At 76.0% G+C, this 22,791-nt stretch carries 16 protein-coding genes; 7 read left to right on the plus strand and 9 right to left on the minus strand.

Annotated features, from left to right (window positions below; genetic code table 11):
- Positions 1-19: 19 nt before the first annotated feature.
- The 3 genes from FHX73_RS35220 to FHX73_RS35230 form a co-directional block, all read right to left on the minus strand.
- Positions 20-1,081 (minus strand): hypothetical protein, encoded by a 1,062-nt coding sequence (locus FHX73_RS35220; protein WP_145910072.1) that lies wholly within the window; start codon positions 1,079-1,081, stop codon positions 20-22.
- Positions 1,078-4,653, minus strand: a complete 3,576-nt coding sequence (locus FHX73_RS45150) for a hemagglutinin protein (protein WP_170305222.1) — start codon at positions 4,651-4,653, stop codon at positions 1,078-1,080. The genes FHX73_RS35220 and FHX73_RS45150 overlap by 4 nt, the downstream gene beginning before the upstream one ends.
- A 175-nt stretch (positions 4,654-4,828) precedes the next feature.
- Positions 4,829-8,077, minus strand: coding sequence for a hypothetical protein (locus FHX73_RS35230; protein WP_145910073.1), 3,249 nt, complete (start codon positions 8,075-8,077; stop codon positions 4,829-4,831).
- 172 nt (positions 8,078-8,249) lie between these two features.
- Between FHX73_RS35230 and FHX73_RS35235 the strand changes: the two genes are divergently transcribed.
- Positions 8,250-9,584 carry a M48 family metallopeptidase gene (locus FHX73_RS35235; protein WP_145910074.1) on the plus strand — a complete coding sequence of 445 codons (1,335 nt, stop codon included), beginning with the start codon at positions 8,250-8,252 and terminating at the stop codon, positions 9,582-9,584.
- Between the two features lie 55 nt (positions 9,585-9,639).
- Here the strand turns inward: FHX73_RS35235 and FHX73_RS35240 are convergent, their stop codons facing one another.
- The gene (locus tag FHX73_RS35240) at positions 9,640-10,284 is read right to left on the minus strand and encodes a dihydrofolate reductase family protein (protein ID WP_145910075.1); all 645 of its coding nucleotides are present in this window, start codon (positions 10,282-10,284) and stop codon (positions 9,640-9,642) included.
- 182 nt (positions 10,285-10,466) lie between these two features.
- Between FHX73_RS35240 and FHX73_RS35245 the strand changes: the two genes are divergently transcribed.
- The 5 genes from FHX73_RS35245 (at position 10,467) to FHX73_RS35265 (ending at position 15,290) form a co-directional block, all read left to right on the plus strand.
- Entirely contained in the window at positions 10,467-11,312 is an 846-nt protein-coding gene (locus FHX73_RS35245; RefSeq protein WP_145910076.1) for a GNAT family N-acetyltransferase, read from the plus strand.
- Positions 11,313-11,442: 130 nt separating this feature from the next.
- Positions 11,443-12,219 carry a polyprenyl diphosphate synthase gene (gene uppS / locus FHX73_RS35250; RefSeq protein ID WP_211786449.1) on the plus strand — a complete coding sequence of 259 codons (777 nt, stop codon included), beginning with the start codon at positions 11,443-11,445 and terminating at the stop codon, positions 12,217-12,219.
- A gap of 22 nt (positions 12,220-12,241) precedes the next feature.
- The gene (locus tag FHX73_RS35255) at positions 12,242-12,784 is read left to right on the plus strand and encodes a GNAT family N-acetyltransferase (protein WP_145910077.1); all 543 of its coding nucleotides are present in this window, start codon (positions 12,242-12,244) and stop codon (positions 12,782-12,784) included.
- 149 nt (positions 12,785-12,933) lie between these two features.
- Positions 12,934-14,661, plus strand: coding sequence for a protein kinase domain-containing protein (locus tag FHX73_RS35260; RefSeq protein ID WP_170305223.1), 1,728 nt, complete (start codon positions 12,934-12,936; stop codon positions 14,659-14,661).
- A 110-nt stretch (positions 14,662-14,771) separates the two neighbouring features.
- Entirely contained in the window at positions 14,772-15,290 is a 519-nt protein-coding gene (locus tag FHX73_RS35265; protein ID WP_425461466.1) for a protein-tyrosine phosphatase family protein, read from the plus strand.
- A 28-nt stretch (positions 15,291-15,318) separates the two neighbouring features.
- On the opposite strand, the gene FHX73_RS35270 is transcribed toward FHX73_RS35265, so the two are convergent.
- A complete protein-coding gene (locus FHX73_RS35270) occupies positions 15,319-16,266 on the minus strand; it encodes a quinone oxidoreductase family protein (RefSeq protein WP_145910080.1) in 948 nt (315 codons plus the stop codon).
- Between the two features lie 109 nt (positions 16,267-16,375).
- Between FHX73_RS35270 and FHX73_RS35275 the strand changes: the two genes are divergently transcribed.
- On the plus strand, positions 16,376-16,825 hold the full coding sequence (locus tag FHX73_RS35275) for a MarR family winged helix-turn-helix transcriptional regulator (protein ID WP_246214082.1): 450 nt from the start codon (positions 16,376-16,378) through the stop codon (positions 16,823-16,825).
- Positions 16,826-16,863: 38 nt separating this feature from the next.
- Here FHX73_RS35275 and FHX73_RS35280 read toward each other — a convergent pair whose 3' ends face one another.
- The 4 genes from FHX73_RS35280 to FHX73_RS35295 form a co-directional block, all read right to left on the minus strand.
- The gene (locus FHX73_RS35280) at positions 16,864-17,667 is read right to left on the minus strand and encodes a DUF4253 domain-containing protein (protein ID WP_246214083.1); all 804 of its coding nucleotides are present in this window, start codon (positions 17,665-17,667) and stop codon (positions 16,864-16,866) included.
- Between the two features lie 472 nt (positions 17,668-18,139).
- Complete coding sequence (locus tag FHX73_RS45730) at positions 18,140-19,645, minus strand: NAD(P)/FAD-dependent oxidoreductase (RefSeq protein WP_145910083.1); 1,506 nt, start codon at positions 19,643-19,645, stop codon at positions 18,140-18,142.
- Positions 19,646-19,688: 43 nt separating this feature from the next.
- Positions 19,689-20,969: an FAD-dependent oxidoreductase gene (locus FHX73_RS35290; RefSeq protein ID WP_145910084.1), complete on the minus strand. Its 1,281-nt coding sequence runs from the start codon at positions 20,967-20,969 to the stop codon at positions 19,689-19,691.
- Complete coding sequence (locus tag FHX73_RS35295; RefSeq protein WP_145910085.1) at positions 20,966-22,738, minus strand: prenyltransferase/squalene oxidase repeat-containing protein; 1,773 nt, start codon at positions 22,736-22,738, stop codon at positions 20,966-20,968. The genes FHX73_RS35290 and FHX73_RS35295 overlap by 4 nt, the downstream gene beginning before the upstream one ends.
- Between the last annotated feature and the right edge of the window lie 53 nt (positions 22,739-22,791).

Here is a 22,791-nt window from a genome sequence, read left to right on the forward strand (position 1 = left end):
CGACTGTCACGTGGTCCGCCTACGGTTCGGTGTCGATCGGCAGGGGGCGCAGGGTGCAGCTCAGCTCGATGTCGCCGTACGTGGTCGAGTCGTGCGCCCCGTAGGTCTTGACGGTGGTTCGGATCCGCTTGGTGGTGTTGACGGTCCGCCAGCTCCCGAAGATGTCGCCGCTGCGCCACAGGTCGAAGCAGACGAAGTCGTGTGCGGCGTCCGCCGTCAGGGTGGGCCGGAACAGGTCGATCACCCCGGCGGCCGGAATGCCTGCGACGTTGTCCACCCCGGCGCTCACGCAGATCTCCTGCGGGCGGACGGTCGCCGCGAAGTCCTCGATGACCGCCCACTCGTCCGCGTCCCAGTCGTCCGGGTTCGCCCGGCGCGCGCTGACCGCCGTCTCCAGCACGCTGCGGTTCGGCAGCACCAGGGCCCGGTCCGCCGGGATCCGGGTGGCCAGGTTGGGGATCCGGTTGATCGTCCGCATCAGCGGGAGGGTCAACTGGCCGGGCAGCACGACGGCGAGCCGCCCGTTCTCGATGACCAGCGCGGTGGCCCGCACCGAGGCGCGGTTGTCGGTGGCCAGGATCCGGACGTAGGTGCCGTTGTGCTCGGCGATCCAGGTCGGCTCGCCCGTCAGGTAGTCGCTCTGGTTGGGGCCGGCGAACTCGACGTCGCCCAGCGGGAATCCGAGGAGTTCCAGCAGGTCCTGGACGGCCTCGGGCCCGCTGCCCGTCCACCTGCTGCCCGGCACCAGGACCGACAGCACGGTGGCGCCGACGGCCTTCAGCCGTGACCCGAGCGCGCCGAGCAGGTTGGTGCTCTGCTCGTCCAGGCTGGTGAAGGCGATCAGGTTGAGCAGTTTGCGGTGCCGGTGGCCGACCTTGGCCTGGACGTAGTCCAGCGCCGCCTGGGCGTACCGCTTCTCGCCGCCGCAGTTGATCAGCGCCAGGAAGTCGGCCTCGTCCCGGCGCGTGCCGTCGTTGTAGATCTCCACCAGGACCAGCTGGCCCTGGCCGCACCACAGCACCTTGACCACCGTGAGCGGGTTCTGCTTCCCGTCGTCCCCTGTCGTTCCCGGCTCCGTCATTCCCGGCTCCCGTCGCCCGGCGCCGCCGGCAGGGGCTGCGGGGTCTTGCGGTCGGCCGCCGCGAGGTAGGCGAGGTACCAGCCGACCTTGGAGGCACTGCCCTGGTCGGGGTTGCCGAACAACACCACGTCGTTGTTGCCCGGTGGGAAGGCCAGGCCGAGCATCCGCAGCGCGAAGTCCCGCAGCCGCAGCGTGTAGCTGCGCGGCTGCCCGTCCGGCCGCGCGGTCAGGAACTCCACCGACCGGAAACCCATGGTCACCACCCCTTGCAGCGGCAGGTTGACGCCCAACACCCCGTTGGCGCCCGGGAGTCTGACGCCCAGGTAGACCACCGGGTCGCCGCCGGCCGCGCCCGGGCTCCAGGCCACCAGGACTTGGAGGGCCAGCGCCTTGCTGCCGGCCAGCGCGCCCAGCGAACCGAGGTCCACGGTGTAGTCCAGCCCGTACCAGGGCTGGGCGAGCACCGACTGCTGGAGCGGCGAGGTGACCGTCACGTAGCCGAGGTCGGCGGGCGTCTGCGGCAGCGGCGCCGGGCCCGCCGCCAGGGCCGGGTCCGGCATCGCCAGCAGCCCGTTCAGCCGGATCGGGAACCGCTCGACCAGCGAGTTCTCCCGCGCCTTGCTGTTGGCCGCGTCGAAGGAGAGGTTGCCGTCCTTCAGGGCGAACCGGGTGGTCCCGGCGGGGTCGCCGAGTTCGAAGCCCATCGCGACGGCGAGGCCGCCGAAGCGCAGGTGGCCGTCCGCCCCGGCGGCGTCGGCGCCCCAGCAGAACGGGTCGAAGCCGTCCGGCTCGTAGAACCGCAGGTTGCCCGCGAGTTGGAAGAGCGCGTCGACGCTCGCGCGGCCGGCGGCCGGGTCGGCGGCCCTGGCGGTGACCAGTTGGGTGGAGAGCAGTTCGACGCCGAGCAGGACGGATCCGCCGAGCTCGAAGGTGTTCTGCCCGGCCATCGAGAACACGTAGGTGTCGTGCCGGGCGGGGTCGCCGGGCACCTGCTGGCGCTGCAGGGCACCGTCCAGGACGATGTTGTTCCCGTGCTCGGTCGGCTGCAGCCGGGTCGGCGCGCCGAACAGCCGGTTCACCAGCAGCTCGGCCCGGCTGGTGAAGGTGGTGACCACCGAGTTGCGCAGGCCGACGGTGAGTTGCAGCACCCGGAAGGCGAAGGCGGTGTCCTCGCTGAAGTACTGGTCCTCGGGGTTCTGGTAGTCGATCAGCCCGAACAGCGCCGAGCGGTCGAAGACCAGGTGACCACCCGTCAGGCGGTACGGCGTGAGCGAGAGTCCGACGTGGTGCGCGACGAACCGGGCCGGGTCGATGCCGGCCGCCAGCACCTGGAGCTCGGCCGGGAGCTGGTCCAGCGGGACGTCCGCCGACAGCGCGAGCACGCCGGTCCAGTCCGGGTCGTCCACCACCGCGAGGAACGGCGCGTAGGGCCCGCCGCGCTGCGGGTGCTCCGCCACCGCCTTGCGGGCGGCGGCGATCACGGCCCCGATGGCCCGCTGGGCGTCGGCCGGGTCCCCGCTGCGGGCGGCCGCGCGCGGCCAGGCCCAGGTGGAGACGTCGCCGACCAGCTCCGAGATGCTGCGGCCGAGCACGAACTTGACGATCAGGTGGGTGTCGGCCCGCCAGTTGTCCGGGGAGAGGCGGAACGGCCAGCCGCCGGCCACCGGCGTGAGCAGGCCGGCGTAGCGCAGGAAGACCCGCTGCTGGTCCTCGGTGATCCCGCGCGAGGCGGCCCGCAGCGCGGCGACGAACGCGTCCCGGGTGTCGTACCCGATCCCCCGCATGTGCTGCTCGACGGCCGCCAGCACGGCGGCCGGCACGCCGCCGCGGTCCTCGGGGATGCTCGCGATGATGCCCAGGGCCGCCGCGGTCAGCCGGTAGCCGACGGAGCCGTGGCGGTTGAACTCCACCGGGTCGCCCAGCACCAGGAACAGGTTGTTGGTCTGCATCGCCTGCCGGAACGGCCCGTCGACGGTGGTGAACCGCAGGTCGGGCACGGCCGCCGGGGCGCCGTTGTGGCCGATGCCGAGCCAGTTCCAGTCGGCGTCCGGGGAGAGCCCGACCGCCAGGCCCTGCGGGGTCACGGCCACCGTCTCCGGGGCGTCGGCGCGCTGCCCGCCGCCCGCGGCGGGCAGCAGCACGGCCCGCCGGGTGGGCGCGATCGCCAGCTGCTCGATCGCCACCGCGTCCGCCACCGCCTGCCCGGCGAGGCCGTGGAACGGGGCCATCGGGAAGGGGGTGCGGCTCGCGGCGGCGGCCGGCACCTCGCGGTAGCCGAGCAGGTCGACGCCGGCGACGGCGCTCGCGGCTCCGACTGCGGCTGCGGCTGCTGCGGCTCCGGCTGCGGCTGCGGCTCCGGCGGCGTAGAGCGGCGCGTCCTCGGGCTGGCTGTAGTAGGTGACCGTGCTGGCCGGCTCGGCCGGTTCGATCCGCACCCAGGCGGTGGTCCCGTGGTCGGTGAGCGAGTCGCCGCCGGTGCGGTCCGGGCCGAGCGGGGCGAAGGCGGGCTGGCCGGCCAGGAAGGAGATGGTGCCGCCGGCCGCCGGCAGTCCGAGGTACTCCAGGCCGGAGGTGCCGCAGATCACCCGCGAGCCCGCGACCGCCGTCTCGACGGCGAACGGCCCGTCCGGGACCAGGTAGTAGACGGCGCTGCCGGTCTCCTGGCTGAGGTAGGGCGCGAGGCCGAAGACCAGGCGGGCCGGGTGCGCGGTGCCCGGCAGCGCGGCCAGCGGGCGCAGCGCCACCCCGTGGCCGAGCACGGTGGCGTAGCCGGACGGCAGCGCCGGCGCCTCCCCCGCCGGCGTCTGCCCCTCGGCGGCGGGTGGGAAGAAGCCGAGCGCGGTGCGCTCGCCGTCGAGCGGGCGCAGCGGGTCGATCCGGGCGTGGAACTCCAGTGCAGCGTCGGCGGGTTGGCGCAGCACGGCGAACCGCAGCGGGTTGACCGAGCCGTCCGGCCCGGGGGTGAAGAAGCGCAGGTCGGCGCCGAGCCCCGCGAAGGCGTCGCGCCCGGCCGGCACGTCGATGACGAACTGCCAGGCGCCGGTGTGCCCGGGGTCGAGGCTGAGCAGCGTGCTGCCGGGGCGGGCGGGGTAGCGGCTCGCCGGGGTGTAGAGCGTGGCGCCGGGCCGGTCGGCCGGGTCGGCGAGGGCGAAGCCCCAGCCGGTCGCCGACTGCGCCGGGGCGATCAACGTCCCGTCGTTCAGCTGGAGCTGGTAGACCGTCAGTTCGAAGCCGGTCGTGTTCACCGCCCACCCGCCGGGGGCCGCCCGCACGGTCAGCTCCTCGGTGAGCCAGCGGGCCGGTTCCAGGGCCGGGTCGGCCACCCAGAGGAAGCGCGGCGGGCCCTTCGCCCCGCGTGCGGCCACCCAGGAAGCCAGCGCCGCCGGGAAGTCCGGTGGCTCGGCGGTCCCGAGGAAGACGTAGGCGCCGCCGTCGTCCCGCCAGGTCTCGTCGAGGGTGGGCCGGTCGCCGAGCGCCGCGCCGGCGGAGGCGTAGAACGCGGCCTCCTCCGGCGCCTGGTCCGCCCGGTAGAGCCGGGTCCCGGGGACCCGGGTGAAGGTGGGCCCGGTCATCGCCCGGCCCCGGGCGTCGGTCGGGGGCCGGCCACCGGTCGGGGTCCGGTCATCGGTCGCGGTCCGGTCATCGCTCGCGCTTCGGTGATCGCCCGGGGTCCGGTCATCGGTCGGGGTTCGGTCATCGCTCGGGCTTCGGTGATCGGTCGCGTTGCGGGCATCGGTCGCGTCCCCGTCATCGCTCGGCGTCCGTCGCGAGGTCGAGGCGGTCGCCGTGCAGCAGCGGCAGGTCGAGCGCCGCCGGGTCGCGCGGGCGCCAGCCCGGCAGCACCGGCCAGTCGCCGTCCGGGCCGTCGGCGAGCGCCGCCGCCGCACGCGCCCGGTGCAGGGTCACGCCGTCCAGCGGCAGCGGCACGGCGGCCGGGCGCCGGCCCGCGCCGGCCAGCAGGTTGCCGAGCGTGGTGCCGAGCGGCACCAGCCGGGGCGCGCCGTTGACGCTGACCCGCACCATCGCCCGCAGCACCGCCCGCCCGCGCGGGTAGGCCGCGGCGGCGTCGCCGAACGCGGTCGCCCTCCCCCGCAGGTGGTCGGTGGCCTGCGCCAGCCCCGCGAGCCCGGCGGCGGCCACCAGCACGGCGTTGTCCTTCGGCCAGGGCGAGCCCTTGGAGGAGGAGAGCGCCGAGGGCTGGTTGACCGGCAGGACCAGGCGCGCGAAGGGCCGCTCGCGCAGCGGCGCCGCGAACAGGTCGAGCGCGCCGCCGGCGCCGGAGAGCTGTCCCTCCCGGGTCCACACCGGGGCAGGCACCGCGGTGCCGCCCCACAGCGTCAGTTGGGCGAGGAAGGCGTCCAGGCCGGTGGTCCAGGTGCCGCCGTTGTCGTAGGAGGCCACCTCGTAGTCGGCGACCCCGCCGGTGACGAAGCCGGACACGGCGGTGTCGGCCTGGATGGTCTGGTAGCTCTCGTACTCGACCCGCAGCACCAGCCCCGGGCGCAGGTCGAAGTGGCCCTGGTCGAAGCGCAGCCCGTAGGCGAAGTAGAGGGTCTCGGCGAAGGTCTGCGGCACCGCCCGGGAGAGTGCCTCGCCCAGCGCCGCGTACCCGTACGGGGTGAGGCCGAGCGCGCCGAGCCCGGGGAACGCCGCCGCCCACGCGGCGATCACGTCCGGCCGCTCGGTGAAGTCCCACATCCGGCTGTCCGCCGGTACGTGCAGCAGGTACGGGTAGGGCCCGTCGGCGGCCGGGGTCAGCCGGCAGCCGAACGGCAGCGGGACGGGTTCGCGGCGCGGGGGCGCGAAGAGTTCCGGCAGACCGAGCGTCAGCTGATGTGGCGTCAGTTCCGGTCCCCACTGCGGGGCGAGGTGGCCGCCGCCGACCACCAGCGTCCCGGTGTAGACGGGGACGGGCGGCGTGGCCGCGCCGAGGGCCGGGCCGGCGGTCCCCCGGACGGTGACGGTGGCGGCGGGGTCCGCGATCTCCACCGGCCAACTGCCCTCGGGGGCGTGGGTGTCGCCGAGCACGGTCTCGGTGCCGTCGGCGGTCAGGCTGACCCGGTAGCCGTCGACCAGCGGCGAGGCGAGCGCCGTCCAGCGCACCCGCAGCGTGCTGCCGTCGTAGGCCACCCGCAGGCCGCCCGGGGCGGCGGTGAGCAGCACGGCGGCCGGCCCGGGCGGGCCGGCGGCGGCGCCCGCGACACCGCGCAGCGCGAGCGTGGCGGTGTTCGGGACGCCGTCGGGCAGGGTCAGGGTGAGTTCCCCCGGGCCGGCCGGCTGGTCGGCCGCCTCGAACTCGGTGCCGTCCCAGCGCAGCACCGGCCGCACCGCGGTGAGCGGCGGCGCCGGGGGCGGGGCGTACCGCACGGTCACGGCCCGGTCGCCGCCGATCGCGACCTCGGTGAGCCGCGGGCCGCTGGTGACCAGGTCGAGGGCGGTCACCGGGCCCCGGGCCGGGCCGGCCACCTGGGCGACCGTCATCCGGTCAGCGGTGAGCGGCAGTCGGGCGCTCTGACCCTGGATCAGCCGCGCGGTGTCGCCGACGGCGACCCGGTAGCCGCCGTCCGCCGGCCCGCTCCAGGCCAGCGCGACCTGCCCGCCGTCGGCCCGCGCGAGGGTCACCGCGACCGGCGCGGACGGTGCCGGGACGGGCGCGGACCACGGCCCGGTCGCCACGCCGTCCACCCCGCGCACCGCGACGGCGAGCCGGCCCGGCCGCACGGTGAAGACGGCGGTGCCGTCCGGGCCGACCCGCTCGGGGGTTCCCGGCACGCCGTCGGCGAGCAGCACCGCCTCGATCGGCACGCCGGCGGCCAGGTGGCCGGCGCCCGCCGTCACCACCAGGTCGGTGTCGCAGACGACCGCGCCGACGGCGGCCGTGGCCGGCACGGCGGGCGCGCTGGCCGCCGGACCGACGGCGCGCCCGAGCTGCGCCCGGACCGCCACCGTGTACGCCGCGCCGCGCGGGCGCGGTTCGGGCACGGCGAGCGAGAGCGTGCCGGCCGGGCCGAGGCTCTCCCGGACCACCGGCACGCCGTCGCGCAGCAGCACGGCGGCGTAGCCGGTGGGGGCGGTGGGGGCGGTGGGGGCGGCGTAGCCGGTGGGGGCGGTGGGGGCGGAGTCCGGTGGCCGCAGGTCGATCGACACGGTCGACCCGTTGGAGGTGACGCCGGTGATCGTCGGCGCCGTGAGCGGGATGCCGAGCGGCGCCGAGGTCGGGCCGGTGCCGGCCTCGCCGACGGCCTGGACGACCACCAGGTAGCGGCCGGGGTCGGTGATCGCGGGCTCCAGCTCCGCCGTGGTGGCGGGCGCGGCCACCTCCACCGGGGTACCGAGGACGCCGCGCTCGGTCAGCACGCTGACCCGGTAGCCGTCAGCGCCGGGCACCGCGTGCCAGGCCACCGAGAGCCGCCCGGCCTCGTACCCGACGGCGAGCAGTTCGGGCTCGGCGGTCGGCACCGCGAACGCGGGGCCGTACGGGCCGATGACCACCAGGCCCGGGGACTCGCGGACCCGGGCGAGGGCCGCCGCGACGGTCGAACCGGCGGGCGGCGGCTGGTCGATGCGCAGCGACCCGCCGGCGACCGGCGGGCTCTCCGGGTCCGGTGCGCCGCCGTTGACCACCAGCCGGACCATGCACCGGTCGGGGCCCGCCGCCGGCCAGGAGAGCGTCAGGGCGCCGGTGGCGGCGGCCGTTTCGGCCAGCTCGATCGCGGCGGTGGCGGTGAGGATCGCCACCTTGGCGGAGGCCCTGCCCGACGCGCCGACCTGGACCTCGTAGGTCTCGCCGGGCGGCACCTCCACCAGCAGCCGGGCGCTGTTCGCCGTCCCCACGGACGCGTCGACGACCTTGGTCGACCCGTTCCAGACCATCACCAGGAACCCGATGCCCAGCCCGGTGCTGCCGGTCCAGGAGACGGTCAGGACACCGTCCTGGTACCGGACCCGTGTGATGACCGGCTCGGCCTTCTCCGGCTCGGCGACCTCTGCGGCCACGTCCCGTCTCCGTCCGCTCGCGGCAAGCCCCTCGGACCAGTCAGACGTAGTCGAACCATCGTGGCGCCGCGCCACGCCACACGGCCCGCACCGGCCTCACCCGGTCGGAGCACTCGGATTTCCGTGCGGAACCATGGAAAATCCTGAATCGAAAGTGACATGATCCGATGCTGTGATTGGCTCACTTTCATCGCGGACCTGCCCCAATTGCGGTGCCGCGCACGACCACGACCAGCGGTTCACCGAGTGGTGCCCGACCTGCGAGTGGAACCTCGGCGGCGAGCCGCCGCAGGACGGCCGCGCCGCCCGCCGGTTCGCCCACGAACAGGAGCGGGCCGAGCGGCTGTTCGCCCAGCTCGCGCAGAGCCCGACCGGCCGGCCGTGGACCGCCGACCGGATCGCCGCCGGCCTGCTCGCCACCCTGGTCCACCTGGTCACCCTGGCCATCGCGGTCGGCTCCGTCCTGCTGGTGCTCCAGGGCAGTGCGTTCGCGATCCTGGTCGGCGCCGTCGGCCTCGGCCTGACCGTCCTGCTGCGCCCCCGGCTCGGCCGCCGCTCGACCGACCCCTTCGCGCTCACCCGCGAGGAGACGCCCCGGCTCTACGCGCTCGCCGACCGGGTGGCCGGCGAACTCGGCGTGCGCCCGCCCGACCTGATCCGGATCGAGCCCGGCTTCCGCAGCGGCTACGCCCGCCTGGGCCTGCGTCAGGACGCCGAGCTGACCATCGGCCTGGCCCTGTGGACCGCGCTCGGCCCGCAGGAGCGGATCGCCCTGCTCGGGCGCGAACTCGGCCACGGCGCGGCCCGCTCCCCGCGCTCCGGACTCTGGCTGCGGCTCGCCCTGGCCACCCTGGACTCCTGGTCCCACCTGCTGCTGCCGGGCCGGGGCGACCGGCTGATGGCCAAGCAGTTCGGCAACACCGACCGGCTCGACGAGGTGACCGCCTCGTTCGCCCTCGTCCAACTGCGCGGCCGCTCCCAGCGCAACGCGCTCGACGGGCTGGCCAACCTCCTGCTCGGCCTGCTCTCGCTGCCGGTCCGCCTGGCCCGCGGCTGCCTGCACCGCCTGCTCGGCTCCGCCAGCCGCCAGGCCGAGTACCGCGCCGACGACTTCGCCGCCCGGGCCGGCTCCACCCGCGCGGCCACCGGCCTGCTGGACACCCTCTTCCTGGAGGAGAGCGCGGCGGCCCACCTGCGCAAGGAGCGCACCCTGGTCACCCACGGCGGGACCCGCGACAAGGACATCGCCCAGGCGCTCTGGGAGAGCCTGGCGGACTACCTCGACTCGGTGCCCGACGTCGAACGCGAACGCCGCCGCCGGATCGGCGCCCGCCTCGGCTCGTCCGTGGACGACTGGCACCCGCCCACCCACCTGCGGGTCCGCCGCCAGGCCGACCGCCCGGCCCAGCCCGCCGCCGTACCCGCCGACTCGGTGGACTGGCCGGCCCTGCACGCCGAGCTGGAGGACTCCCGCTGGCGCACGGCCATCCTGGTGCTGGGCCTGTGACGCACAGCCGCTGACGGACGGCCGCTGACGGACGACCAGGGGCGCCGACGGTCCGTCAGCGGCTGAACGTCACATGGGTCACGCCCGCGGGCGAGGTCACCGACTCCACCAGGTCGAAGCGCCCCTCCAGCTCCTCCAGCCCGTCCCAGAGCCGCTCGCCGCGGCCGAGGAGGATCGGCACCACGGCCACGTGCAGGTGGTCCACCAGGTCGCCGGCCAGGAACTCCCGGACGGTCTGCGGGCCGCCGCCGATCCGCACGTCCAGCCCGCCGGCCGCCTCGCGGGCCTGCTCCAACGCCTTCTCCGGGGAGGTGTCGAGGAAGTGGAAGGTGGTGCCGCCCGCCATCTCCACGCTCGGGCGCGGGTGGTGGGTCAGCACGAAGACCGGCGTGTGGAACGGCGGGTTCGGCCCCCACCAGCCCTTCCACTCGTGGTCCTGCCAAGGGCCGCGCTGCGGGCCGAACTTGTTGCGGCCCATGATCTCCGCGCCGATGCCGTCCGCCCAGGTGCGGGCGACCGCGTCGTCCACCCCGGTCTCGCCGCCGCTCTGGCCGAGCATCGCCCGGAAGGTGCGGGTCCGGAAGAACCACTCGTGCAGCCGGGAGCCGGCGTGCCCGAACGGCGCCTCCTCGGTCTGTCCCTCGCCGGTGGCGAAGCCGTCGAGCGAGACGGAGAAGTTGTGCACCCTGACCCGGGACATGGTCCACCCTCACTACATTGCCGATGCCTGACGGAGCTGTCTGACGGAAAGGTCTACCGGAGAGGTCTGACAGCCCGTCACAGTACGGTCGCCACCGACCGGTAACAATCAGCCACGCCCATCCGCCATTTCCGCGTGCCCACCCCTGTCACCGAGCAGAGTCGCTGACTTACCGTCGGCTCATGGACGATCAGTTGCGCGATGCAGAGCACTGCGCCCACCTGGCCGCCGAGCGCAGCGGGGTCAGGGTGACGGCGCTGGCGGGAGTGGCCGCGGCGCGGGCCGGGGCGGAGTTGTTGAACCGGGTGTGGGCGGCCGAGGAGGCGGAGCCGGTGGCGACCACGGCGCTGCTGCGGGCCTACGAGTACTCGGGCAATTACGTGTCGGGGGCGTTCCGGGGCGGGCGCCTGGTGGCCGCGGCGGTCGGGTTCCTCGGGGTCAGCGGGTTCCTGCACTCCGACGTGGTGGGCGTGGCGCCGCAGGAGCGCGGCACGGGGGTGGGCTTCGCGCTCAAGCTGGACCAGCGGGCCTGGGCGCTGCGCCACGGCCTGGCCGAGGTGCGCTGGACCTTCGACCCGCTGCTGCGCCGCAACGCGCACTTCAACCTGCGCCGGCTCGGCGCCCGGGCGGTGCGCTACCTGCCGGACTTCTACGGGCCGATGAGCGACGGGCTGAACGCCTTCGAGGAGACCGACCGGCTGGCCGTGCACTGGCGGCTGGGCACCGGGCGGGTCCGCGCGGCGGCCCGCCGCGAACCGCCCGCCGCGACGGCCGCTTCGCTGACCGAGGCGGCGGCCGGGGCGGCGGTGGTCGTCGCGGACGACGGCGCGGTGCGGGTGCCGCCGCCGCACGCGCGGGCCCGTTTGGTGGCCGTGCCGGCGGACGTCGAGCAGTTGCGCGGGCGGGACCGGCGGGCCGCGGCGCGGTGGCGGCTGGTGGTGCGCGAGGCGCTGACCGGGGCGGCGGCGGAGGGGTTCCGGATCGCCGATTTCACACCCGCTGGGTCATATCTGCTGATTCGCGACTGACGGCCCGTCAAGCCGGCGCCCGGCCGACCCGGCAAATAGCACGCGTCGCGTGCCATCGGCCGCTAGCATTTCGCGCAATGGCGGGCCTGCCGGGCCCGCCGCTCCGTCGTGCTCGCGAGAGGCCGTGCCGTTGCGCTTCACCGACCCGCTCCACGCCCTGTACACCCGCTGGCTGCGCCGTGAGCTGCGCGGCGCTCAACTGCCCCGGCACGTCGGGCTGATCATGGACGGCAACCGCCGCTGGGCCCGGCAGCGCGGGCTGGCCAACCCGAGCATCGGCCACCGGGTGGGCGGGGAGCACGTGGCGGAGGTGCTCTCCTGGTGCGAGGCGCTCGGGATCCGGCACGTCACCGTCTTCGTCTGCTCGGCGGAGAACCTGCACCGGCGCGGGGACGAGGAGGTGGCGTTCCTGATGCGGGTGATCGAGGAGGTGCTGGCCCGCGGGCTGGCCCGCGGACGGCCGCGCTGGCAGGTGCACGTCGCCGGCGACCTGGACACCCTGCCGGACTCCACCGCCTGGGCGCTGAAGGACGCGGTCGAGGCGACCCGGGAGTGCGCGACCGGCGCGCAGGTGACCCTGGCGGTGGGCTACGGCGGCCGCCAGGAACTCGTCGACGCGGTGCGGGAGCTGCTGCTGGAGCAGGCCGCCGCCGGCCGCAGCACCGCCGACCTGGCCGCGCAGTTGAGCGCCGAGGACATCGCCCGCCACCTCTACACCGCCGGCCGGCCCGACCCGGACCTGGTGATCCGCACCAGCGGCGAGCAGCGGATGTCCAACTTCCTGCTCTGGCAGAGCGCCTACGCCGAGCTGTACTTCTGCGACGCGTACTGGCCGGCCTTCCGTCAGCTCGACTTCCTGCGCGCGCTGCGCACCTACGCGGCACGGCAGCGGCGGTACGGCGCCTGAGCCCCTCTGCGAGGATCCGTCCATGACCCACCGCTGGCAGGACCTCGACGTCACCTTCCACCGCGCCGACGCCGCCCGCACCCACGAGGTGCTGAGCGTCCTCGACGAGGCCGCCGGGTGGCTCGCCGCGAAGGGCGTCGCGCAGTGGCCGGACCGGTTCCGGCCGGAGTGGGTGGCCGAGGGCATCGCCCGGGGCGAGACCTGGCTGGCCTCGGTCGGCGGCGAGAGCGCCGCCACCCTCACCCTGGACTGGTCCGACCCCAAGTGGGAGGACACCGCCACCGTCCGCGCCGGCTACCTGCACCGGCTGGCGATCCGCCGCCGGGCGGCCGGCCTCGGCGCGGTGCTGCTCGACTGGGCGGCCGGCGCGGCCGCCGAGCGGGGCGCCGGGTCGCTGCGCCTGGACTGCGTCTCGGACAACCCCCGGCTGCGCGCCTACTACGAGTCGCGCGGCTTCGTGCACCACGGCGACGTGGCCGTGGGCGGCGCGCCGGGCGAGCCGGTCGACACAGCGGGCCCGCGGACCTGGCTGAGCCGCTACCAGCTGGCCCTGCCCCGCGGCTGACAGTGCAGTTCATCAACGCTATCCTCGCCGCGGGGCGGCCGTACCCGGCCTGCCGTGCACGAGCGGACCCGACCGGACACCGGCCGATCGGCCGCACCCGACGCCGGCCCGGCGGGCCGGCCGCGACTCGCGGGTTCATGGGGGAACAGATGCAGGAGCTGGGCGAGGCCGATCCGCGGCGCGTCGGGCGGTTCGAGATCCTCGCCGTGCTGGGCACCGGGGGCATGGGGACGGTCTACCTCGGCCGGCCGACCCCGAGCGGGGACGAGGAGGATTCCGGCCCCGGCCTGGTGGCCGTCAAGGTGGTGCACCCCGACCTGGCGCGCACCGAGGACTTCCGCGCCCGGTTCCGCCGCGAGGTGGCCGCCACCCGCGCGGTGGCCGGCCCGCACCTGGCCGGCGTGCTGGACTTCGGCGAGGACGACGAACTGCCCTGGCTGGCCACCGAGTACGTGCCAGGCCCGTCGCTGCGCGCGGTGCTGGTCCAGCACGGCGCGCTGCCGGTGGACCGGGTGCGCGCGCTCGGCGCGGGCCTCGCCGAGGCGCTGACCGCGATCCACGCCGCCAACCTGGTGCACCGCGACGTCAAACCGGCCAACATCCTGATGGCCGAGACCGGCCCGACCCTGATCGACTTCGGGATAGCCCGCAGCGCCGACGACGAGGACGTCACCCGCACCGGCGTGCTGATGGGCACCGCCCAGTACATCTCCCCCGAGCAGCTGCGCGGCCGGGGTGCCCCGGTGGGCCCGGCGGCCGACGTCTTCGCGCTGTCCTGCGTGCTCGCGTACGCGGCGAGCGGGCGCCATCCGTTCGGCGTGGGCGTGGCCGAGGAGCTGCTCTACCGGATCGTGCACGAGGAGCCGGACCTGGCGGGCATCGACGCCCGGCTGGTGCCGGTGCTGCGGCGCGGCCTGGCCAAGCAGCCCGAGGAGCGGCCGACGGCGGCCGAACTGCACGAGCTGCTGACCGCCGAGCTGCCCGCCGCCGAGCCACTGGCCATCGAGCCGCCGGCGGCCGGGACACCGCTGCCGCCGGTGCCCCCGCTGCCGCCGACCGCCGCCGACCCGGACGGCACGCCGACCACGCTGCTGCCGCCGCTGCCGGTCGGACCGCCGATGGCGCCTCCGACGGCGCCGCCGCAGCCCGCCCACCTGCCGTACCTGGAGGACGAGGAGCCGCCCGAGCTGCCGCCCGTCGGGCCGGCCGCCTGGCAGTCCTCGGTGCGCTGGCTGGTGCTGGTCGGCGCGGTGGCGGTCGGCGTGGTGCTGGCCCTGATCGTGGCGCTGCCGGGCAGTTCGCCGAGCGCGCCGAGCCGGCCGGCGGACCCCGTCCCGCCCGTGTCCAGCGCCTCGGTACCGGTCGGCGCCTCCGTGACCCCCGACAGTCCGTCGGCTTCGGCCGCCCCCAGCACCAGTGCGCCGGCCAGTTCGGCGCCGCCGAGCTCGGCCCCGCCCTCCGCCTCGGCCTCGCCGTCGCCGGCGCCGACCAGCAGCGCGCCGACGCCGAGCCCGTCGGCGACGAGCACGCCCTCGCCGACGGCCACCGGGACGCCGTCGCCGACCGGGTCGGCCTCCGGCTCGCCGTCGCCCTCGGGATCCGCGAGCGGGCCGGTGCCGCAGCCGGTGACCGGGATCACCACCTCCCTGCAGGCCGCCGACACCAAGGTCGTGGTCAGCTGGGCCGCCCAGTCGGACGCCACCGGCTACGACCTCTCCTACAAGGTGAACAAGGTCCCGGGCACCCACCAGCAGAGCACGACCGGCACCACCGTCAGCTTCGACTCGGTGCCGGGCGACACCGTCTGCATCCAGCTGCGCGCGGTGAACCAGTACGGCAGCTCGGCGTGGTCGGCCCCGAAGTGCATCCGCGGCTGACCGGCCACGCCCCGACCGCACCCGTGTTCGCAGTGCCGTACCATCGTCAGGGCCCAACCCCCGGCATGCTGCTGATCGGTGGTGGGTGGCGGTTCGGGGAGGGGAGTGCGGTGAAAGCACGTCACGGCATCGGGCACACGGAGCGCCACTGGCCGGTCGAGCCGTGGAACAGGATCGAACCGGGCCTGTGGATGGGCGGCCACCTCTGGGCGGACGGCACCGGCACGGTCCACCGGGCGGTCGTCACCGAGGAGTTCGACCTGGTGATCAGCCTGCACAGCAGCTCCTGCCACGGCCCCGCCCCCAGCGTCGAGCACCTGGTGCACCCGATACCCGACGGCCCCCTGACGGCGCCCCAGCTCGGCCGGGTCATCGAACTCGCCGCCGTGGCGGCCGACTCCGTCCGGGACGGCCGCTCGGTGCTGGTGCGCTGCCTGAACGGCTACAACCGCTCGGGCCTGGTGGTCGCCCAGTGCCTGATCGAGCTCGGGCTCGACTCGGCGGCGGCGGTCGACCTGATCCGCGCGCGCCGCTCCCCCAGGGCGCTGTCCAACGACGTCTTCCTGCAGTACCTCACCACGGGGCTGGACATCGCCAAGGTGCTGAGCTCGCTCGACACTTGGGCCTGAGCCCCGCTCCCCCGGCAGCGCCACGGGATCAGCCCAGGCGCAGCACCGCCTTGCCCAGCACCGCGCCGGCCCGCAGCTGCTCGACGGCCCGGGCGAGGTCCTCGACCGGGTACTCGGCCGTGACGTCGATCCGGACGTGGCCCGCAGTGACCTCGGCCAGGGCGGCGCGGGCGGAGGCGGCGAAGCGGTCCGGGCGGGTGCGGTACAGCAGGTCGCTGCTGTAGCCGAGGACCGACTGACCGGCCATCAGCAGCGCGGTGGTGTCGGCGGCGACGGGTTCGGCGGCGTCCAGCACGCCGTAGAGCGCGAGGCGCCCGTGCGGGGCGAGCAGTTCCAGGCTGCGGCTGCGGGTGCGGCCGCCGACCGGGTCGAGCACGACGTCGAAGCGCTGCTCCCCCAGCGCGGCCGGGAAGTCGGCCCGCAGCACCACCTGGTCGTACCCGAACTCGGCCGCGTAGGCGGCCCGTTCGGGGCTGCCGACGACGCCGACCAGCCGCCCGGCACCGGCCCGGCGGGCGAACTGCGCCGCCATGGTGCCGACTCCGCCGGCCGCCGCGTGCACCAGCACGGTGTCGCCGGGCTGCACGCGGGCGACGTGGTGCACCAGGTCGTAGGCGGTCGGTGTGGACCAGCCGAAGCCGGCGGCGGTGGCGAGCGGCAACTCGCCCACGGGCAGCGCGAACTCGGCGGGCACGACGAGCGTCTGCGCGAAGGCGCCGCCGGTGGCGAGCACGGTGACCGCCTCGCCGATCCGTTCCGCCGGCACCCCCGCGCCGACGGCGCCGATCCGCCCGGCCGCCTCGAAGCCGGGCACGAACGGGCGCGGCACCGGGAAGAACCCGTCCTTGAGTAGCACGTCGCCCCACTGCAGCCCCGCGTGGGTGACCTGGACGGCCACCTCGCCGGGCCCGGGCTCGGGCCGGTCGAGGCCGGTGAGCCGGAGTTCGGAGTCGTGGTCGAGCACGATGGCACGCATGAGATACAGCCCCCTGTGTTGAATCAGTATCCTGTGACTCGATGGCCCGACGATATTGAGTCACAGGTTCCTGTGTCAACGCATGAGCCTGACTGAGGAGACGAGAGCGATGACCGAGATCCCGGTCGAGGAGTACCTGTGCAGCCGGATCCGCCAGACCGAACAGGTCCTGATGGCCCATCACGAGGCGGCCCTGCGCGGCTACGGGCTCACCATGACCCAGTACACCGTGCTGCTCGCACTGTCCCGCGAGGACGGCCTCTCGGCCGCGCAACTCGCCCGCTCCCTCGGCGTCACCCAGCAGAGCATGGCCGGCGTGCTCAACACCCTCGACACCAAGGGCCTGATCGGGCGCACCCCGTCGCCCTCGCACGCCAAGGTCCAGCTGACCTCGCTCACCGCGGCCGGACACGCGCTGCTGGACCAGGCCTACCAGGAGGTGATCGCGCTGGAGCGGGCCCTGATGGCCGCGTTCACCCCGGACGAGTACCGCGAGCTCTCCGCGCTGCTGGAGCGCGCCGCCCGGGTGCTGGTGGAGCAGACACCGGGGCGGCGCTGACCTGACACCCCCGCCGGATATGACGAGGTGTCAGGGCATCAGTCCCACCAGAACTCCCACTCCCCCGCCCCGACCAGCTGCTCCGCGTACTCGGCGAGGGTGCCCGCGCCCTGCCAGACGTTGTCCGGGCAGAACGCGAAGTGCTCCACCGCGATCGGCAGCGCCTCGGCCAGCGACTTCGGCACCACCGCCACGCTCAGGTGCAGGGTGGCGAAGCCGACGCCCACCACGACGGCGCCGAAGCGCTGCTCCCAGCTCCGCAGCACCGCCGAAACCTCGGGATTGTCAAGGTGGTTGGCCGGACCCTCCCAGCCGATCGCGGCCAGCGCCGCGGCCCCGGACGCGGCCCGGACCAGCCCCAGCCGGGCCGCCGGCTCGTCCGCCACCAGGTCCTCGGCGTACTCCGCGGCCTCCGGCTCCTCGAACCGCAGGCCCGCCGTCGAGGCCAGCCCGAGCCAGTCGCGGCCGAACGGCGCGAGCTCCGCCACCGACTCCTCGTCGTCGGCGCAGCGGGCCCAGGCCTCCGCCAGCACCTCCTCGGGCTCCAGCACCTCGGCGATGCCGGGGAACAACTCGCCGGACAGCCACGGGCGGAAGTCCTCGTCGCGCGAGGACTCCAGCGGCAGCAGGACCAGCGGCCAGAGCCCCGAGCGGTCGTGCGCCTCGTGCAGCCGCGCCCACTCCTCGGGCCCGGCCGGCCCCGGACCCACCCAGAGCACCGGCACGCCCCCGCCCTCGTCGGCGCGGACCACCACCCCGCCCGGCGGCAGGTCGAGCCAGGCCAGCTCCTCGGCGGCACCGGCTCCGAACAGTTCATCCAGTGCATCTCGATCAGGGTTCACGGGGTGAACGGTAGGCCACCACGGTGACATCCTCCGCACCGCTCCCCGCCCCGCAGCCTCACCGGGCCCACGGCCCCCACCACTTCGGCGCGAGCGGCTCGGCCGCCGCCGAGGTCGGCTGGTCCGGGTGCAGTCCGTGCCGCCGGAGCAACTCGGCCCGCACGTTGACGACGTACGTCCCGTACCAGTGCCCGTCCGGCCGCTTGCCGCAGATCAGGTCGATCCTGACGTCATGCTGGTCGAACAGCGGCCAGTCGATGCCCCTGTCCCGCAGTCAAACCGCCAGCAGGCGGCCCGGCCGCGGGCAGCCGGCCACGTTCTCGTAGTGGAAGAGGCGCACCCACTCGGGGGTCGGGTCATCGCTCATGCCCGCCATCATGCCGCAGCGGGTCGGTCGACGGCCCGTCGATTTCCCGCGGAGGACGGTTCCCCGCTCAGCGGTGCTCGGCCAGCGCGCGCAGCAGCCCCGCGATCAGCTGACGAGCCGCCAGGACGGACGGAACCCCGGCCCCAGCGAGCACAGTTCACGCTCCGTCAGCGGCGGCTCCCCCGGCGGGCCGGCGGGTGCGGGCCCCGGGTGGCGGGGCGGACGGGCGGCCGGTCCGCGGCCGGGCAGCAGGGTGCGCAGCAACGGGCCGGCCAGTTCGCCGGGGCCGCCCTCCAGGGTGCCGAGCCGGATCAGCGCCGCCAGCACCCCGTCCGCCGCGCCGCCACCGCCGTCGGCCCGGGCGGCGGTGGCCAGCAGCCGGTCGGCCAGCCGGGCGCTCAGCCGGTCCGCGCGGGTCGGCAGGGCGCCGCGGACGTCGGGGACGTGGATGTCCTGGGCCGTGGCCAGCGTCCAGGCCGCCCGGGTGCTCCGCAGCAGGGCCCGCTGGGCCTCCCCGCCGAGCGTTCCCGGGTCGGCACCGTCGCGCTCCAACAGCCGGGCGAGGGACTGGAGTCCGGTGGCCGCGACCGACATCCCGTGCCCGTAGGCGGGGTTGGTCCGGGCGACGGCGTCGCCGACCACGACGAATCCCCGGGGCCAGCCCCGCAGCCGGTCGTAGCGCAGCCGGCGGTCGGCGGTGTTGCCGAAGCGGCGCACCTCGCCGAGCGGGCGGGCCGCCGCCAGCAGGTCGGCGATCACCGGGTGCGGCAGGCCGCGGGCGAAGGCCCGGAACTCGGCCAGGTCGGCGGGGGCGGCCCGGCCCCGGGTGGCGGAGAGCGTGACCAGCCACTGACCGTCCTCGATCGGGAAGACGACGCCCGCCCGGCCCGGTCCGGTGCCCGGCACCGGCTGGATCGCCACCGCGGGGAAGTCGGCGACCGGGGCGCGGACGGGCAGCGTCGCGTAGACCAAGCCGCTGTCCACCGTCTCCTCCGCGACCTGCGGCAGGCCGAGCGCGGTCAGCCAGTGGGCCGCGCGCGAGCCGCGCCCGGTGGCGTCGACCACCAGGTCGGCGCGGATCGTGCCGCCGTCCGGGGCGCCGTGGCCGCGCACCTGGACCCCGGTCACCCGGTGGCCGTCACCGCGCAGCCCGTCCACCCGCAGGCCGGGGCGGAGCCGGATCGCGGCGTCGGCCGCCACCCGTCGGCGCAGGGTCCAGTCCAGCAGGTCGCGGCTGAGGCTCCAGCCGTGCGAGGCCTCGCCGGTGCGCGGCAGCCAGCCATGCGGGGTGAGCGTGAGCACGTCGTCCGGCATCGCAAGCCTGCGGGCGCCCGCGGCGGCGAGCGAGTCGGTCAACCCCGGCAGCAGGTCGTCCAGGGCGGCCGCGCCCGCCGCCATCAGCAGGTGCCCGTGGTGGGCCTGCGGCAGGCCGGAGCGCGGTCGTGGCCCGTCCGGGAGGCGGTCGCGCTCCAGGACGACGACCTCCGCCGCGTGGCGGGACAGCACGGTGGCGGCGAGCAGGCCGGCGAAGCCGGCGCCGATCACCACCACACGGCCCTGCCCGGCGGTGCGGGGCGCGTCCGTGCGGTGGTTGTTGTACGGGTGGGTCATCGGGCACCTCCAGAGGTCTCTCGCTCCCGGCGGGCGACGTGAGTCAGGTCCATGCGGGCACCCGCCCGGCGCGCGGGTCGGGCAGGCCGAGCTGGTGCAGCCGGTCCAGCGCGGTGAACGGGCGGATGCCCAGCCCGGCCAGGTTGTAGGTGGCCTGGAAGCGCAGCCGGGGGTTGCGGTCGATCCGTCGCAGCAGCTGACGGCCGATCAGCCGGCCGGTCCAGGACGGGCGGGTCACCATCAGGGTCGCGTCGTGGCTCATCAGGTCGATGTGCCGGACCCAGGACCGGCGCCGGCCGTGGTAGGCCAGCAGCGCGCGGTCGGCGGCGGCCGCCGACGGGCGGTCCGCGAAACCCTGCTCGGCCAGGCAGTCGGCCAGCGCCGCGGCGTCGGCGATCGCGGTGTTCATGCCCTGCGCGGCCATCGGGTGCACGCAGTGCGCCGCCTCGCCGGTCAGCGCGAGGCCCGGCACGGCGAGCCGGGCGACCCGGTAGCGCCACAGGCCGAGCAGTTGGCGGCTGCCGAGACCCGCGCGCACCTGCTCGGCGAGCGGGCGCAGGGCGGGGGTCCCGTCCAGCAGGCCGGACGCCCAGCCGCGCAGCTGCGCCGGGTCGGCGCCGCGCAGCGCGTCGGGCGGCACCTGGGCGTAGAGCCGCAGCCGGTGGCCGGGCAGCGGGTAGGCCAGGCGCAGCCCCTGGTCGGTCAGGTAGCTCGTCACCTCGGGGGCCTGCTCGGGCACGTCGGCGAGCTCCAGCGAGAGCAGGCGGTGCGGGTAGGCGACCGGGCGGGCCTCGATGCCCGCCGCGGCCCGCAGGCGCGAGGAGCGGCCGTCGGCGGCCACCAGCAGTGGCGCGGTCAACTCCCGGACCCGGCCGCCGTGCCGCACCCGCACTCCGGACAGCCGCCCGCCCGCCGGGACGGCCGCCTCGACCAGGGCCCCCGGCCACACCTCGACGCGGTCCCGCAGCGACTCGCGCAGCGCCGCCAGGATCAGCGGGTAGTCCAGCGCGAGCAAGCCGCGGTGCGCTCCGGGCAGCGCCAGGTAGTCGAAGAGCATCAGGCGCCGGCCCGCGCCGTCCCGGACCATCAGCCGCTCCAGCGGGACGGCCCCGCGCTCGGCGAGCCGTGGCAGCACCTGCCAGCGCTCCAGGACGTCCAACGAACTCGGCTGCAGCACCTCGCCCTTGGCGATCGGCGCCGGGGCCCGCTGCTTCTCCAGCACCAGCACCCGCAGGCCGAGCAAGTCCAGGGCGCGGGCGGTGGCGAGCCCGGCCACGCCGGCCCCGCAGACCACGGCGTCCCAGTCCCCGTGCCCGGCGCTCACCGGGCGCCCGCCATCCGCTCGCAGGCCGCGAGCGCCGACAGGGCCAGGCCCTGGGCCATCAGGAAGTCGCTGTAGTGCACGTGGTCGCGGATGTACACGCAGGTCCGGCCGGGCTCCCAACTGCCGTCCGGGCGCTGCCGGTCGACCAGCCACTCGGCGCCGCGCAGGGCCGCCTCGGTGTCCCCGCACTCGGCCAGTGCGCGCACGGCCCGGCCGGTCTCGTCGGCGGTGCCCGGCTCGGTCAGGTCGCCGGTGGACCAGGAGCCGTCGGGGAGTTGGGCCGCGAGCAGCCGGCTGCGGGCCCGGCGGGCCGGGGCCTCGTCCGCGCGGCCGAGCGCGGTCAGCAGCCGCAGCACCGCGGCGGTGCCGGGCACCGCGCCGCGGTGCCACAGCGCGGGGAAGGACCCGTCGGTCCGCTGTCGCCGCAGCAGCCAGCGCAGTCCGCGGACCACCCGGGGGTGGTCCGGCGGCAGGCCGGCGCCGAGCAGGACCTGGAGCGCCCGGGCGGTGATGTAGGGGCAGGGGCCGTCCAGCGGGACCAGCGAGTCGCGCACGAAGGTGCTCCACGAGCCGCGCCGGTCCTGCCGGTTGAGCAGCCAGCCGATGCCGCTGCGCAGCGCCGGGGCCTCGGGCTCGCCCTGGAGCAGCAGGTCCAGGACGGCGAGCGAGTCGAGCACGTTCGGCCACCCCGTGGCGCCGGACCAGGTCCAGCCGCCGGGCGGGCAGGCGTACAGCGGGAACGGCGCGGTCTGCTGGAAGTCGGCCAGCCGGCGCCTGGCGGCGGCCGACTCGCGGTGCCCGGCGAGACCGGCCTCGCCCAGGGCGGCCGCCGCGAAGGCCGGGCCGGTCACCTCCACCCGTTCCACCGCCATGCCGTGGATCATGTGCCAGGAGCCGTCGGGCTGTGCGGTGGTGCGCAGGTAGTCGAGCCCGGCGGCGACCAATCCGCCCGGGCCGGCGCCGGCGGTGGCCAGCGCGCTCACCACCAGCCCGGTCAGCCACGGGTCGCCGCCGTACGACCCGACGCCGCCCTCCTGCCGCTGCACCTCGCCGAGCAACCGCACCGCGGCCGGTCGGGCCACGGCCAGCGCGGCGCGCGAGAGCCGGCCGGGCGCGCCGAGCCGCGATTGCAGCAGGGCGAGGGCGATGAAGGGCGGCGAGAGGTAGGAGAGCACCCGGCGCCGCAGCGCCGCCGGGAGCAAGACGAGTTCGATCGGCACCCGGGGCGCCCGCGACCCGTCGGCCAGTCCGGCCAGGGCCAGGACCAGGCAGCAGAGTTGCCGGACCGTCGGATCGGCGATGGCGGCCGGGCCGCCGTCGGCCCGCAGGCGGGCCAGGGCCGCGGTGACGGCCGGTGCGGCCACAGCGGCCAGCGGGTCGTCGCTCGGCGTCAGCGCGAGCGCGGCGGCGGCCATGCAGCTGGCCACCGTGTCGGAGGGGAAGCCCTCCAGGGTGCCCCAGCCCCCGTCGGCGTTGCGGACCCGCAGCAGCCAGGCCCGGCCGTGGGCGGCCAGCGCCCGGTCGGCCGCGGTGCCCGCGAGGTGGAGGGCGAGCACGGCACCGGCCGTGCCGCTGACCGCTGCGGGGCGGGGGTTGGTCCAGGTGCCGTCGGGCGACTGCGCGGCCAGCAGCTCCTCGCTCGCGGCGGCGATCGCCGCGCGGATCCGGGCCCGGCGGTCGGCGGGAGCGGCGGGGGTGCCGGGGGTGCCGGGGGTGCCGGGGGTGCCGGGATCGAAGGAGTTCGGGTTCGGGTTCGGCAGGAGCGACATCGGTTCTCCCAGGGACGATGCTCGGTGTTCGCGGGCAGGTGGTGCCGACCGGG

It is taken from the genome of Kitasatospora viridis (assembly GCF_007829815.1).
In the GTDB taxonomy this organism is placed as follows: domain Bacteria; phylum Actinomycetota; class Actinomycetes; order Streptomycetales; family Streptomycetaceae; genus Kitasatospora; species Kitasatospora viridis.

Coding starts and splice junctions, on each gene's coding strand:
- FHX73_RS35275 (WP_246214082.1), top strand. CDS start 16,376: ATGACCGAGATCCCGGTCGAGGAGTACCTGTGCAGCCGGATCCGCCAG.
- FHX73_RS35260 (WP_170305223.1), top strand. CDS start 12,934: ATGCAGGAGCTGGGCGAGGCCGATCCGCGGCGCGTCGGGCGGTTCGAG.
- FHX73_RS35295 (WP_145910085.1), bottom strand. CDS start 22,738: ATGTCGCTCCTGCCGAACCCGAACCCGAACTCCTTCGATCCCGGCACC.
- FHX73_RS35220 (WP_145910072.1), bottom strand. CDS start 1,081: ATGACGGAGCCGGGAACGACAGGGGACGACGGGAAGCAGAACCCGCTC.
- FHX73_RS35240 (WP_145910075.1), bottom strand. CDS start 10,284: ATGTCCCGGGTCAGGGTGCACAACTTCTCCGTCTCGCTCGACGGCTTC.
- FHX73_RS35270 (WP_145910080.1), bottom strand. CDS start 16,266: ATGCGTGCCATCGTGCTCGACCACGACTCCGAACTCCGGCTCACCGGC.
- FHX73_RS35245 (WP_145910076.1), top strand. CDS start 10,467: ATGGACGATCAGTTGCGCGATGCAGAGCACTGCGCCCACCTGGCCGCC.
- FHX73_RS45730 (WP_145910083.1), bottom strand. CDS start 19,645: ATGACCCACCCGTACAACAACCACCGCACGGACGCGCCCCGCACCGCC.
- FHX73_RS35255 (WP_145910077.1), top strand. CDS start 12,242: ATGACCCACCGCTGGCAGGACCTCGACGTCACCTTCCACCGCGCCGAC.
- FHX73_RS45150 (WP_170305222.1), bottom strand. CDS start 4,653: ATGACCGGGCCCACCTTCACCCGGGTCCCCGGGACCCGGCTCTACCGG.